Consider the following 13,355-nt stretch of genomic DNA (forward strand, 5'->3'; position numbering starts at 1 on the left):
TGGGGAAATTTACGTCGTTGAGTGGCGAAGGGTGGCGAACGGAGCAGAATTAAGGGAGCCACGGTCATAACAGAAGAGGCAGCCATGACGGCTGCCTCTTCCTTCGGAGAGAACAAAGGCATTTATTCAGGTGTGATGACCATTTCCTTCTTGGGGATCTTGCGAAGGAACTCCTCGCCTGTGGCGATGTGTTCGTTCACCAGCCGTGATGGTGTGTGGGCCAGCCACTCCGCCAGTGAGATGTCCTCGTAGTTCGCCGTCGGGAAGACTTCAAGGAACTGGAGATCGGTGTCTCCGGTGTTCTCGATGTAGTGCGGTACCGAACGCTCGATGTATCCTACGTCGCCCTCCTCAAAGTCCATGGTGCGTGCATGGCCGCCAGCAGAGAAGACGGTCATGCGGCCCTTTCCTTTGACGTAGTACTGCCACTCGTCCTCGTTGGGATGCCAGTGGAGCTCGCGCAACCCACCCGGCTTGAGGGTGACGATCGCCGATGCGATGTTGGTTATGGGAAAGTTCTTCCGGTCAATGATCTTGACTTCGCCGCCCCTGGAAACCTTGGTGGGCTGCATCTTGCCGGTAAAGAACGCGAAGGTGTTCGGCACCATTCCGGTGCCCTCCGAGGCGTCACGCTTCTCTTCCGCCAAGGGGCGGGGCAGCTCACGCTCGAAGATGAAGAGCTCTTTCTTAGGCACGTTGTCGAAGGTCGACTCGGGCACGCCGAAGTTCTTCGCAAGGACCTCCTTCGGGGTGTGGGTCAACCAGTCCGTCAGCAGAAATGTCTGAAACTCATTGAAGTTTCCGTCATCGAAGACCAGGAGGAAGGTCGCACCGTCTTCACCGACACCCTGGATCGAGTGCGGAATTCCGCCGGGAAAGAGCCACAGATCGCCGGCGCTGACATCCTCAACGAACGCGCGACCCTGCTGATCGACGGCCGTGATGCGAGCGGTTCCTGAGATCATGAAGGCCCACTCGGCACCGACGTGCCAGTGGAGTTCGCGAACACCTCCCTTGATCAGGCGCATCTGCACACCAGCCATCTTCTTCGAGATCGGCAGATCACGTACGGTCACCTGCCTGGTCCAACCGCCTTCCTCGATGCGCTTATGGGCAAAGGAGAATGGGTATTTGAATGGTGGCTGACCACCTGCATCGGTCTCGGGCGCCCACACGGACGAAGGGTTCTGATTGTCCAGCGCTTTGTTGATCGGCAAAGGCTGGGCTTCGTTTATACCCGTGTGCTCCGGTGTTCTGACTGACTTTTCCTGGCCGTGGGCGACCTGCATCCCTGCTGCGGCGACTAACATCGCTGAGCTTGCTTCGATAAACCTGCGTCGGCTTACCTTTGATTGATCCTGCTCCTCTGCCACCTTAAACTTCCTTTCTGCTTCATGTTGCTTGTTATTGATGGTATCGACTTGGAGATTGGATCTCCGCTCTGCCTAAAGAAATTACAAACAGGTGACAACTTCCAACGTTCTGACTGTCGAGTTTTTACCCAGGCATAGTCGCGATATCACGCCATTCTTGCTGCGTTCAACGTCTATGGCATAGCGGTCTTGTGATCCACTTTGAACCGGTAGGTCATGCCGAAGTATGCGAGCGTCAATGGCGCGCCGTGCGCGTTCTCCCGCAGCAGCGTGCCCGACGAAAGATGCCCGACGCCGGCATTCAGAACGAAAGAGTCGTGGAAGACATACTTGCTCGATGCATCAAACTCATGGCCGAGGTCTCCACTGCGAAATCCGGCTGCGGGTGCTTTGATTGTTGTGCCTGCGCTGCCGCTGTATACGTTATCGAATCTTGAAGCGACCTGGAGCGACTCCTCCTGAAGGAGCAACGTCAGATGCTTCATGGGAGTCATGTCCAGATTGATGCGCTCCTGCTTGATGTTCTGATACCCAAACAGGTCGGTGAGGCCGAACGCGTTGTGATTGCTGGGATATTGCTGATCGAAGGTGCCCATCCGGAGGGGGTCGCCGTGGGGATTGCCCGAGGCGTAGTCGTATTCGGCTCGCAGACGCGGCTTCCAGAAGAGACGCCCTGAGCTGTAGCCGGCTTTGAAGTAGCCGGCGCCTGCGTCGATCGACTCATTCGAGAAGCTGCCGCGCTGAAGTGCGCCGAGAACATCGTAGTTGAATCCGTGATAGTCGCCTGCGGCCTCTGCGCCCGGTGTGACTGTGGTCTGTGTCCCGAAGACTCCACTTGCACTCTGCACGCGCGGAAACGCCTTGACGAAGAGGAAGGGCTGGATGACGGTGTGAGGGACCCACGTCCCGACGGTGCCGACGGCGCCGAAGAAGGTCAGGCCAGCGCCATGCTTGTCGAGCGAGGAGGGGTGAACTGCTACTACTGACGTAGCAAATACGTCGACCCGGTTGGCATCCCCATAGCGGCCGAGAAAGCCGTCCCAGCTGCGGCTATTGTTGGTCCAGTCGCTGATACCGACGAGACGTTCGCCGCCATACTTCAGCTCCTGGCGGCCAGCGACGAGCTTGAAGCGCTCGAAGTGGAGGTTGAGGTATGCCTGACGGTCATCGAAGACGTCGCGCTGATTCGCTGCGACGTACTTCAATGGCAGACCGAGGGCATGCGTATCGATGAACTGGATGTATCCGGAGAGCCACCTGGACGGGCGCACCTCGAACCCGCCATAGATGCGGGTGAGTATGTAATCCTGCCCGTTGCCTGAGATGTAGGTGTCGGAAGACTGGCTCTCGAAGCGTCCCCGGAGCTGAGAGTCGAAGGTCGCCCACTTCGGTACTGCACCCAACTCCAGGCGCTGCACCTTACCTTGAATCTCAGGATATTCGATGTAGTGTATTGCCGATTCCTGCGCCGATGCACGCGAAGCGAGAAACGCCGTTAGGCTCAATCCAAGGAAAAAAGCAGATTTTTTCAAGGAGGTCTTTACTGCTGGTGTTACAAACTTCAGGGCCCTGCTCATCGAATACAACCCGCCGATCTAATATCTAATATATTGCAAAATGTTGCGTAGTTAAAGCTACGTGCTCACATCGACCTCCGTCAACAACTGGACCGATTAAGCTAATCAATTCATCGGCGACGGGTACACCGGCATGAGCGCCCCGCTCGCTTCATCGTTGTCTGACGAAATTTGGATGCTTAACGTACGCGGCGCGGCAAGATCCAATCACTCGTTGACACGGTCGCCGTGACTCGGTGGTTGGCTTGTAACCAGGAAGCGCACAAATGCGGGACTTCGATTAAAGGCTTGATGCGGCTGGCGGGGAGAGACTTCGATTCCCTCTCCGGCCTGAAGATCGAAGGTCTGGCCTTCGACTTCGAGGGACAAAACTCCATCGAGAACATAGAAGAACTGCCGCGTATGAAGATGGTAGTGGCGACGCTCATGCGTGCCGGGTGGCATGAGCTCTTCGATGACGCTGAGGTCGGGCGTCTTGACCAGATGCCAGCCGTCGCAGTCGGTTCCGAGATCGCCGCCCCATTTGTAGTGTTCGGCAGTCTTTGCGCTGATGGGGTGTTTCGCCACCGAGGGAACCGTCCTGGCTTATTGTCGAATTACAAAGTGGAGGCTTTCGAAGGATAGCGCATGCCGAGCACGTGAAAATCCTTGAGGCCACCCTTGAGGACGTAGACGAGCTTGTTGTTTCCGTTCGGATCGGTCGGCCGAAGGAAGAAGCCTGACTCGAGCACAAAATCCCGCGTATTGCTAATGATCCCTTCGATCATCTCGCCATCGTAAAAGTAGACGCGCACCCAGAGGCCGGGCACGATGGGCGCGTGTTCGTGGAAGTGGAGAGCTCTGTGGCGAAGATCGCCGTCGAAGGTTTTGACGAAGAAGACGGCCTTCGCGTCCTTGGTAGGCACGTCTTCTACAGCATCTGAGTCCAGAAGCTTCAGGCGGATGGAGTCCAGTGGGTAAACGGGCTCGTTGCGGAGAAGCTGGTCGATCGAACCGAGCTCATCCTGCTCGATAACCCCGCGAACGGCGTGACTCTCATACCGGACTACAACACGGTACGCCTCGGATAACTCATTTTCGGTGTTCTTTGGCTTTACGATGCGTGGTTCCGTGGCGACAGGTCGTATTGCTTGATCTTGTACAGGAGCGCCTTGTAGCTGATTTGGAGATCGTTTGCCGCGGCCTTCCTGTTCCATCCAGTTCCCTCCAGTACCTGTGCAATGGCCGTCGACTCCGCATCACCTTTGAGGTTGCGGACCATCGCCTTGAGCCCGGCGCCGCTTGGCACCTCCTGAGGCGTTGCTGACCCTCCCTGATAAACCGTGGAAGGGGCGAGCTCATCGACGATCGATTTCTCTTCGCCAAGCACCAGATAGCGGTTGATTACATTCTCCAGTTCGCGCAGATTCCCAGGCCATGAGTGTTCGGACAGCGCGTTCAGAAGATTTGCAGACAACGGGAGAGGCTCGCGACCGTACCGCTTCGCGCCCTTCCGCATGAAGTACTCCGACAGGACAGGAATCTCCTCCCGGCGATCCCGCAGCGCTGGAATGCTGAGGGTAAATCCGTTCAGGCGGTAGTAGAGGTCCTCACGGAAGGTCTTGTTGGCCATTGCCTCCTTCATATTGATGTTGGTGGCGGCGATGACCCGGACGTCCACCTTCATCGGAGAGCGGCTGCCCAGACGGGAGAAGGTTCCGTCCTGAAGAACCTGCAGCAGCTTCGCCTGAAGCATTGCAGGCATCTCGCCGATCTCGTCGAGAAAGATAGTTCCACCGGTACACACCTCGAACTTGCCTGGCTTGGTCTTGATGGCGCCGGTAAACGCGCCCTGCTCGTAGCCGAAGAGCTCGCTTTCCAGCAGATCGGCTGGTACGGCAGCGCAGTTGACCTTCAGGAAGATGTTCTGACTGCGAGACGACATCTTGTGGGTGTAGAGGGCGAGGATCTCTTTGCCAGTTCCGCTCTCACCAAGGATCAGAAGAGGAATATCGGCGCGGGCAACCAGGGCAGCCTGACCCTCAAGATCGCGCATTCTCTTGCTGGACCGCACGAATGAGTGTGTCTCGTTGAGAGGAATCTCTTTCAGAGCGTCCGCGGCGGGGATCTTCTTTTCCGCAGCGGCAAGATGCTCTTCGATGGCCTGCTCGACGTCGCCGCCGGTGAACGGCTTCATAACGATGCCGCGGACACCGAGACGGATCACCATCTCAAGGTCCCGCAGTTCGGCCGAGCACGACAGAACGATGACCGCGAGGTTGGGCTTGGTGCAGCGAATGTGAGTTAAAAGCGGAAGAGGATCGCGATTGGTATGCAGGGCCAGCAAGAGCAGGTCAGGCTGGTCGGCTTTCTCCAGGCGGTCAAGCAGGGTCTGCTCATCAGAGAAGAGGCTGAGCGAATACAGGGAGCCGAGGGTCTGCCGGAGATAATCGAGCACTGCTAAATCCGGTTCCAGGATAAGAACCTGGGCGCGTGACTTGGCGTTCGGTCTCAAGGCAGTGATTGGGTAGGAGAGTGCTGCGGACATACAAAGTACCTCAAATTTGCCGTGCTGGACTTAATTGCCCAGGGCCGGCGATGGTCTTGAACTCGGTTGGCCCCCGGGTTCAAGCTGACGCATCAATCTAGGCAGATGCGAAGACATTCAGCTATTGAAACTGACTGCTTCGCGGATTCTAGATCGTTCAACATAGACTTTGCACAAAAATGTTAAGAACTTTGCCGACAAAAGAGATAAAGGTTTTCCACTCCCGTTACCGAGTAGGCCTAGCTTACATGGTAGTTGCCAAAGTGGAACTTAAAAAATGTAAACTTTTTTCACAAGGTTACTTTGGTGAAAGCTGGCGTGGTGACTCGGAAATCACAGGTAAATAGGGCATTTCAGTCCAATTCGCCGGTTTGATCGTATATGAAATTTCACTTTAGAGAGGGTTTTTCGGTCCACTTTTCCGCTTTTCATCTACGGGTTGGCTCTCGACGTGCAGTAAGAGCCGCATTGAATACTTCGCGGGTTTCCCTACGCCGATAGGAAAAAATGACCTTGGTCCATCACGCCGAATCCGCCGTCTCTCTTAACCTCCCACCTTTGGAGATCTTTTTTGGGAAAACCGCTGCAATGCAAGCGGTTCGCAACAAGCTCGAGCGCGTCGCCGAGACCGATGTCCCCGTCCTGATCCAGGGCGAGAGCGGCACCGGCAAAGAGATCTGCGTGCGTCTGCTGCACGCTTTTTCGATGCGAGCCCGGGGCTCCTTAGTGAAGGTCAGCTGCCCGGCGATCCCTCATACCCTGCTTGAAACTGAGCTGTTTGGCTATGAAAAAGGCGCATTTACAGGGGCAATGTCTACGAAACTCGGCCGCGTTGAGCAGTCGCACAATGGCACGTTGTTTCTGGATGAGGTCGGAAGCCTCGACCTGGGAGTTCAATCGAAGCTGTTGCAGGTCCTTCAGGATGGAACCTTCGTCCGGGTAGGCGGCCACGAACCGCGGTCGATCGCTACCCGCCTGGTGTCAGCTTCAAACACTGATCTTCGTAATCAGGTCGAAGACGGAACCTTCCGTTTGGACTTCCTCTTCCGTATCAATGCGGTGACCGTAAACCTGCCGCCGCTGCGGCAGAGGATCGCAGATCTGCCCGTGCTCATCGACTACTTCATTGAGCACTATGCAAAGATTTTCCACACTACACCGGAATTACTCTCCAAGAGCGCAGTCCGCCTGATGCAGAACTACTATTGGCCGGGCAACATCCGTCAACTGGAGAATCTCATTCGCAGCTATGTGCTGATCGGAAGCGAGGAGGCGCTCGTCGCAGAGCTGATGCCTGAGACTGCGCGCAACGGCATCACCACCGACATCGACTTGAGCGAGCCCGTTTCCCTCAAAAACATCACCAAAAAAGCTACCCAGGATCTTGAGCGGCAGATCATCCTGAAGGTTCTTCAGGAGAATAGCTGGAATAGGCAAAAGACGGCAAAATGGCTTCAAATCAGCTATCGCTCGCTGCTTTATAAACTGAGCGAGGTTGGTATGCCCGAGGTTCCTCCGCGGCCACTCCGTATGCCTCATCTCGTCAAGAAAGAAGAGCGGACCTTGAAGAATGCTCTCTCTTCTCGGACCCGCATCTATTGAACTGATTCAAGTTCACGAGAACGGCCGGCGTATACGAAGGCTGCACTTACTCTGAACTGCGAATTATTTCGAGTATCTATATATATATAGACGAGATCGCATTAGCTAGAGCCGCTGATGCGATTTACTGTGCGCCTTGACGTCGAATGATCGTCTTCACGGTCTCGAACATGATCAGCAGATCAAGTCCAAGGGTCATGTGTTTGATGTAGTAGAGATCAAACTCCAGCTTCTCTCGGCTCTCGGCCAGGGTTGCTCCGTAGCCGTAGCGCACCTGCGCCCACCCCGTCAGTCCTGGACGAATCATGTGGCGGAGATTGAAGTAGGGGATCTGTTCGGTGAGCCAGGGAACAAACTCTGGCCGCTCGGGCCGTGGGCCGACAAATCCCATATCGCCGCGCAGAACATTCCATAGCTGAGGTACCTCGTCTAGTCGGGTCTTGCGCATGAACATGCCGACGCGGGTTACACGTGGATCGTTTTTTGTGGCCCACTTAGCGCCCGCAACTTCAGCGTCGGTGCGCATCGTACGAAACTTGAAGACGGTGAAGTTTTTGCCACCGAGGCCGACGCGAGTCTGGCGAAAGAAGATCGGACCTGGAGACGAGAGCCTAACTAGCAGTACAACAAACGGAAAGAAGGGCAGGAAGAGTAGGAGACCGATTGCTGCCGTGAGCGTCGAGACTATACGTCGTGCGATCTGCTGCGAGGGCTTTATGCGAAACCCTTCGCTATAGATAAAAGTGCTCGGATGAAGTCCATCGAGGTGCAGCTTTCCGGTGAGGCGCTCCAGCAAACTGCCCCCTTCCTCGATGACGACTCCGTTGAAACGAAGTTTGAGTAGATCCCCGACGGGAAACTCCCCGCGGCGATCTTCAAGCGCAACGATGACACGATCGACCTGGGGCTTCGGCCCGCTGAAGCGCGCAAGGGCAGCATGGATCGCCTCTTTACGCTCTGCCCTGTCGCTCACCACGCCATCCCAGCCGACTACCTCCATACCGGCATCTTTGCGCGACCCGAGCAGGTTCACGATCGTCTGGGCACGTTCGCCGGCGCCCAGGACGTAGACGCGTTCGCGGAACATCTCTCTTCCGATGATCCATTCGTAGGCGCTGCGCCAGGCTACGAGTGCTGCGGTGAGGAACATGAGTCCGAGCAGCAGAACGTAGTGCGCGATATCAGCGGCCGGAAAGAGGAAGATGATGACGGAGAGCAGAAACGAGAGGAAGCCGAGCACCAGCAACAGGCGGAAGTAGATCTCCCAGCTTGCGGAGATTCGCTGAGGCTCATACAGGTCGAAGTAGTACGAGAAGAGCAGCGTCAGAACGGTCAGAGCGAGGATCTTCAAGGTGCCGTTCTCGTAGTTCAGGACGAGATACGTATCTGGCCCAAGCAGCAACACCGTCGCCAGCAGAAAGCAGCCACTCACAATCAGTGCTTCGCACAGCAGGAGAACGATGGTGCGCGTGGGATAGTACACATTGAAGAGCCGGATCATCTGGTCAATCGCTCCCTGTTAGTGCTTTGCGTTGTAGTACCCGTAATAGCCGCCAACGTTCGGTACTTCCTCTACGGCGTTCAGGACAAACCCCAGGATGTTGGAGGCCTTCAACTCGCTCTGCGCACGCTGTGCGACGGGAAACTTCGTTACCCCTCCGCGTGCGACCAGGAGAACCCCATCGCAGGAACGAGCCAGGTTTACCGCATCGGAAACCGGCACTACAGGCGAAGAGTCGACGATAATCCAGTCGAAGTGCGGAGATGCCAGCCGGATCAGCTCCTCGAAGCGTGGGCTACCCGAGAGATCGGCTGCCTTGTCGCCGCCATTTCCGCCGGCGATAAAGGTGAGGTTCTGCTGGATGGATGCGGCTCCGGGAGTCATCTTTTCGAATGGCTCTGGCCGCTGCATCGCTTCGACAAGAGTTGCCTTGCCGGCAAGATAGTCCGCCAGACCCGGATGCGATTCGCACCCGAGGATCTGGTGCAGCGTATAGCGCCGCATATCGCCGTCGATCAGCAGCACCTTGCTGTTCTTGTGGCGGGCTAGGCTCATCGCGAGGTTGGTTGAGACGAAGCTCTTGCCCTCTTGCGGAAGGCCGCTCGTCACCAGGATGGTCTTGAGTGGGTTGATGTCGCGAAGCTCAAAGATTCGGGAGCGGAGACTGCGGAACTGTTCTACTGCAGGGCCACGCTCGAGGAGTGCCGGAGTCTGCGTAGGCGACAGGGCCCAGGGGCGAGTCACAACTTTGCTCAGGTCCAGCGAGTTGTCGTTTGGCTGTCGGGCATAAGACGGCTCAACATATGGCTCGGTGACGATCGGCGCGTGGAGGATGTGGTCTTCGTCGGCCACTGCGACTGCCGTCGTCGTATGCACGGGCGCGCTGTAGGCCGGCTTCTGCGGCTCGGGTTCTCGCCGCTCCAACTTTCGCTCGGTCTCTGCCTTCTGGAGTGCTTCGTAGATGCGGCTCATCGATCGTGCCTTCCCGGCTCCCTGTTGAAAGCCGCCATAAAGTTGTCTTCTTTTGTTGTCAACCCCGGCTCCGCGCGCGAGTTACCCAGCGCAGCCGAAGAGACCATGAACGGCTGAGTCTCTAACTCAAGTTCGGCGGCCACACCCTCGACGATCGCCTCGGTGACCTGCTGGACCTGCTCCACGTACGCAACGATGAGCGAGTGCTCGCAGAGCAGATTGATGATGCGTGGGATGCCTCGGCTGAAGCGGTGAACCAGCGCCAGCGCTTCGGGCGAGAAGAGCGGCGAAGTGGCTCCGGAGATCCTGAGGCGCTCGGCGACATAGGCGTGTGTCTGGCTTTCGGTGAGAGCCTGTGTACGGCACCACAGCGAGACTCGCTGGCGAAGCTGCCGCACGCTTGGATGGCGTAACTTCTCCTCCAGCTCCGGCTGCCCTGACAACACGATCTGTAAGAGCTTCTCCGACGAGGTTTCGAGGTTCGTCAGCAGCCGAATCTCTTCGAGTAGCTCCCATGAGAGATTTTGCGCTTCGTCGACGACGACCACGCAGGTCTCCTCCATACGGAACCGTTCAATCAGCCAGCGATTCAACTGCAGCAGCATGCCGGATTTGGTCCGTGTCGCGGGGATGAGGCCGAAGTCGGTCAACACAAATTCTAGAAAGTCCAGAACGTCCAGACGCGGATTGAAGACGAACGCGGTGGAGACTCTGCGGCCACTGAACGAGCTTAGAGCACGGCGCAGGAGCGTGGTCTTGCCTGTCCCCACTTCTCCGGTCAGTACTGTGAAGCCCTTCCGTGCGGAGATTCCATACTCCAGGCACGCAAGTGCTTCGCGCGTGTGCGGCATCATGTAAAGAAACCGCGGGTCGGGACTTGTTCCAAACGGGCTGCTCTGCAGTTTGAAGAAGGTGTTATACATTAGCCCCCCGCATTCATGAGCGGCTTGGTTCCCGCAGCTAGATCTGGGGTTTGACGGCCGAACCATCTCTTCTTCGGCGCCTCAGAGGCCTGCTCTCCGGCAAATCCGATGACACCGAGCGTGGGGAGTTTCGTAAAGGCCCAGATATCGCGCTCGTTTCGTACAGCGGTGTCGAGATACTCGAGCAAGCCCACGATGAACAGGCCAAGAGCCAGGCCCGCCGCAAGACCAGCTGTGACGAATACCGAGCGCTTCGGCGAAGAGGGTGACTCGGGAAGGTTGGGCTCATCCATGACGCGGAACTGTTCGCCCTGCTGGCGCTTTTCGAGGTCCGTCGCCATCTTGGATTGATTCAGCTTGTTGAGCAGATCATCATAGAACGCCTGCGCGGTCTGGTTATCTCGGGTGATGCTCTTGTACTCCTCTTCGACCGCCGGACTGGCTGCAACGCGATCCTGATACGTCCGTAGTTGGCTCTGAATCGCCGCCTGGTCACGTCTCTTCTGAGCAATGCCCTGCTCCATCGCGCGGAGTTGAGCACGCATCTGCTGGACGCTGACGGAGTCGGTGGGCTTGGGCGTTGAAGCTGCCGGCGCGATGGCGGCCGCAGGTGCCTGGGCCAACTTCTGCTGCAGCTCTTTGATCTTTCGCCGCACGCTCACCACATCCGGATAGTCGTCGGTGTAGCGAGCGGTGAGGTCAGCCTCCTGCGCCTGAAGCTGTTGCAGCTCCTGCTGCTGGGCCTGAGGTGCGATTCCGCCATGCTCCGTGGTCTGGGGCTGCTGGGCCTGCTGCATCGCCAGGATCGACTCGGCATAGCTCTTGTCCTGCTCCATGCGGGCCAGCGCCTGGGTTGCGGCATCGAGCTGCGTGTTGAGAGTCGTCAACATGTTGATGTTCGACACTTCAGCACCGGGCAGTTTGCCCATGTACGTCTGCTGGAACTTCGCCAGCCTCGCGTCCTGTTCATCCAGCTTCGCCTTCGCATCAGCGAGCTGGCCCTTGAGAAAGTCCGTTGTTCCTGCGGCCGACGCTGCGCGGTCACTGAGGTTTTCGCTGACAAAGAGAGACTGGATCTCTCCGCATACCAATTGTGCGGTGCGTGCGTCGTTTGCCTTGAAGGAGATGAAGAATCCGGGTAGACCGTTGGTGCGTGCAATCTCCGACTGAATCGGCGTGATGCCGATATTCTTTCTCGTCAGGTCGATGCGCTCGTCCATCGACATCTTTCCATTGGCAAACAGGTTGAAGCGTTCGATGATGGGTTGCAGGCGCGAACGGCTCAGGATCTGTTCCTTCATGGAAGCCAATCGCCCGCTCAGGTCCTCGGTGACCACCGCTTTGACATACGACTCGGGCACCTTTTGCTGTTCGACAAGGACCAGGGTCTGAGAGATGTACTGCGGCTGCACGAGAAACGTAAGAGCATATCCGACGATAGGAAACACGACCGCCGGGATGGCGATGATCCACCATCTCCGTTTCAGAATGGTGGTGTAGTCCTGCAGCGTCAGCGCGCGATGACCAAGCATGAAGACTCCTTAAAATTGCCCCAGATTGGTTGAGCGGGGGCTGAACGTGATACCAACTCCAAACGTCTGGGAGGTTCCATTGAGTACGTTGAAGGGCGTAGCCAGCAGATTCGCATTGTTGTTCGACTGATTTTGCGCCGTGTAGCTGACATAGCCGGAGAAATGCGTGCCGATTCGGCGGGTGACCTGGCCGCCGCCGTAGACGGTATCGAAGACTTCATTCGTCGAGACAAGGGAATCGCCGTTCAGCACCTGAGTCAGACCGGCTGTGTGCGTGTAGGCCGCGCTGAGCGATGCCAGCCAGTTACGTCCCCAGGTGTGCCCCACGGCGCCCGAAATGCCATCAGACAACGCACCGGGTATGACACCGGAGCCGTTGTTCACGCCTCGCGAGTAAGTCACCGACGCGTGAGTGTTGCGATATCCATACGAGAGACCGGCAGAGACAGCGACATTGATCGCCGATGGAATGAGCAGTCCGTTTGAACTCGAGACCCACTGGGGACCGGCAGAGATGTTGGCGCTGAACGAGCGGCTTAAGACTCGCGAATAGGAGAGATTGATACCACGCGTCGTAAAGTTTGGCTCATCCGGGCCAGAGTTCGGACCGGTGAAGTAATAGTCAGAGTAAACGGCGCTGAGGCTGGCAGAGCTTCGAGCATCCAAACGCTGATTGAGCGACACGATGCCGGTAATCTGCGTGTTGTCCAGACCCTGCTCTGCATTGTCGTCAAGGTAATGGAGGATGCTCCAGCTGCCCGAACCGCTGATGGAGGTGTTTGAGGCGATCTGGCGTTCCACGCTGCCGGTCAATGTGTTGCCGATGCGGTCGCCCGAGGTTGTCAGGATTCCGCCCGCCGGACCTGTCGTGGGACTATCGATCGGAAACGCACCGATGTCGCCAATGCCAGCGATACCCGAGATCCCCGTGGTCGGCGACTGAGGCAGAAAGCTGAACGAATCGGAGATATTGAACGCCCAATGACGGGTGATGTATCCCTGCGAGGCGGATAGATTCCAGAAGGTCGACGTCCCCTGCCCGGACTGATTTGCCAGGATGACACCACCTGCAAAAAGCAAGCCGAAGGGCCGCACCGTGCTCTTCGAGGTGTAAGCGATATCACCGCTGAGGTCGGTCGAGTGCGACACGTCGCCGGGCCCATAGTATCCATACTGTACGATCTCGGATGCGCTGAGCGCGTAGTGGACGACACCATCGAGCGAGGGAAGATTCGGGCCGAGGCTCGAGCTCATTAATGGTGATTCTGCAGTTGGCACGGCCTGAGCATGACAGACGAAGTTCGCTGTCAATAACAGGGCCGACATCACGATACGGATTTTCATACTT

The 13,355-nt window shown here is 57.1% G+C and carries 11 protein-coding genes; 1 reads left to right on the forward strand and 10 read right to left on the reverse strand.

All coding sequences use genetic code 11. The features are described from left to right. Positions 1-122: 122 nt before the first annotated feature. The 5 genes from RBB82_RS05720 to RBB82_RS05740 all read right to left on the reverse strand — a co-directional run bounded on the left by RBB82_RS05720 (position 123) and on the right by RBB82_RS05740 (position 5,477). Positions 123-1,373, reverse strand: coding sequence for a cupin domain-containing protein (locus RBB82_RS05720; protein ID WP_433974147.1), 1,251 nt, complete (start codon positions 1,371-1,373; stop codon positions 123-125). 173 nt (positions 1,374-1,546) lie between these two features. Further along, positions 1,547-2,905: an alginate export family protein gene (locus tag RBB82_RS05725; protein ID WP_433974148.1), complete on the reverse strand. Its 1,359-nt coding sequence runs from the start codon at positions 2,903-2,905 to the stop codon at positions 1,547-1,549. Positions 2,906-3,157: 252 nt separating this feature from the next. Continuing rightward, a complete protein-coding gene (locus RBB82_RS05730) occupies positions 3,158-3,517 on the reverse strand; it encodes a cupin domain-containing protein (RefSeq protein WP_433974149.1) in 360 nt (119 codons plus the stop codon). Between the two features lie 29 nt (positions 3,518-3,546). Continuing rightward, entirely contained in the window at positions 3,547-4,146 is a 600-nt protein-coding gene (locus RBB82_RS05735) for a DUF6982 domain-containing protein (RefSeq protein WP_433974150.1), read from the reverse strand. After that, positions 4,044-5,477 (reverse strand): sigma 54-interacting transcriptional regulator, encoded by a 1,434-nt coding sequence (locus RBB82_RS05740; RefSeq protein WP_433974151.1) that lies wholly within the window; start codon positions 5,475-5,477, stop codon positions 4,044-4,046. Before RBB82_RS05740 ends, RBB82_RS05735 begins: the two co-directional genes overlap by 103 nt. A gap of 507 nt (positions 5,478-5,984) precedes the next feature. Between RBB82_RS05740 and RBB82_RS05745 the strand changes: the two genes are divergently transcribed. Beyond that, on the forward strand, positions 5,985-7,079 hold the full coding sequence (locus tag RBB82_RS05745) for a sigma-54 interaction domain-containing protein (protein ID WP_433974152.1): 1,095 nt from the start codon (positions 5,985-5,987) through the stop codon (positions 7,077-7,079). A 124-nt stretch (positions 7,080-7,203) separates the two neighbouring features. Here RBB82_RS05745 and RBB82_RS05750 read toward each other — a convergent pair whose 3' ends face one another. The 5 genes from RBB82_RS05750 to RBB82_RS05770 are packed head-to-tail and all read right to left on the reverse strand — an operon-like array spanning position 7,204 to position 13,351. Continuing rightward, positions 7,204-8,580, reverse strand: a complete 1,377-nt coding sequence (locus tag RBB82_RS05750) for a sugar transferase (protein ID WP_433974153.1) — start codon at positions 8,578-8,580, stop codon at positions 7,204-7,206. Positions 8,581-8,598: 18 nt separating this feature from the next. Further along, the gene (locus RBB82_RS05755) at positions 8,599-9,552 is read right to left on the reverse strand and encodes a CpsD/CapB family tyrosine-protein kinase (protein ID WP_433974154.1); all 954 of its coding nucleotides are present in this window, start codon (positions 9,550-9,552) and stop codon (positions 8,599-8,601) included. Continuing rightward, a complete protein-coding gene (locus RBB82_RS05760) occupies positions 9,549-10,475 on the reverse strand; it encodes an ExeA family protein (RefSeq protein ID WP_433974155.1) in 927 nt (308 codons plus the stop codon). Before RBB82_RS05760 ends, RBB82_RS05755 begins: the two co-directional genes overlap by 4 nt. Continuing rightward, positions 10,475-12,007: a GumC family protein gene (locus RBB82_RS05765; RefSeq protein WP_433974156.1), complete on the reverse strand. Its 1,533-nt coding sequence runs from the start codon at positions 12,005-12,007 to the stop codon at positions 10,475-10,477. Before RBB82_RS05765 ends, RBB82_RS05760 begins: the two co-directional genes overlap by 1 nt. Before the next feature lie 9 nt (positions 12,008-12,016). After that, the gene (locus RBB82_RS05770; RefSeq protein WP_433974157.1) at positions 12,017-13,351 is read right to left on the reverse strand and encodes a hypothetical protein; all 1,335 of its coding nucleotides are present in this window, start codon (positions 13,349-13,351) and stop codon (positions 12,017-12,019) included. Positions 13,352-13,355 lie beyond the last annotated feature (4 nt).

Source organism: Tunturiibacter lichenicola (genome assembly GCF_051013355.1).
In the GTDB taxonomy this organism is placed as follows: domain Bacteria; phylum Acidobacteriota; class Terriglobia; order Terriglobales; family Acidobacteriaceae; genus Edaphobacter; species Edaphobacter lichenicola_F.

What these genes read in the sequence shown, in the direction of transcription:
- RBB82_RS05735 (WP_433974150.1), bottom strand. Translation starts at nt 4,146, where the DNA reads ATGGAACAGGAAGGCCGCGGCAAACGATCTCCAAATCAGCTACAAGGC.
- RBB82_RS05740 (WP_433974151.1), bottom strand. Translation starts at nt 5,477, where the DNA reads ATGTCCGCAGCACTCTCCTACCCAATCACTGCCTTGAGACCGAACGCC.
- RBB82_RS05745 (WP_433974152.1), top strand. Translation starts at nt 5,985, where the DNA reads ATGACCTTGGTCCATCACGCCGAATCCGCCGTCTCTCTTAACCTCCCA.
- RBB82_RS05750 (WP_433974153.1), bottom strand. Translation starts at nt 8,580, where the DNA reads ATGATCCGGCTCTTCAATGTGTACTATCCCACGCGCACCATCGTTCTC.
- RBB82_RS05755 (WP_433974154.1), bottom strand. Translation starts at nt 9,552, where the DNA reads ATGAGCCGCATCTACGAAGCACTCCAGAAGGCAGAGACCGAGCGAAAG.
- RBB82_RS05760 (WP_433974155.1), bottom strand. Translation starts at nt 10,475, where the DNA reads ATGTATAACACCTTCTTCAAACTGCAGAGCAGCCCGTTTGGAACAAGT.
- RBB82_RS05765 (WP_433974156.1), bottom strand. Translation starts at nt 12,007, where the DNA reads ATGCTTGGTCATCGCGCGCTGACGCTGCAGGACTACACCACCATTCTG.
- RBB82_RS05770 (WP_433974157.1), bottom strand. Translation starts at nt 13,351, where the DNA reads ATGAAAATCCGTATCGTGATGTCGGCCCTGTTATTGACAGCGAACTTC.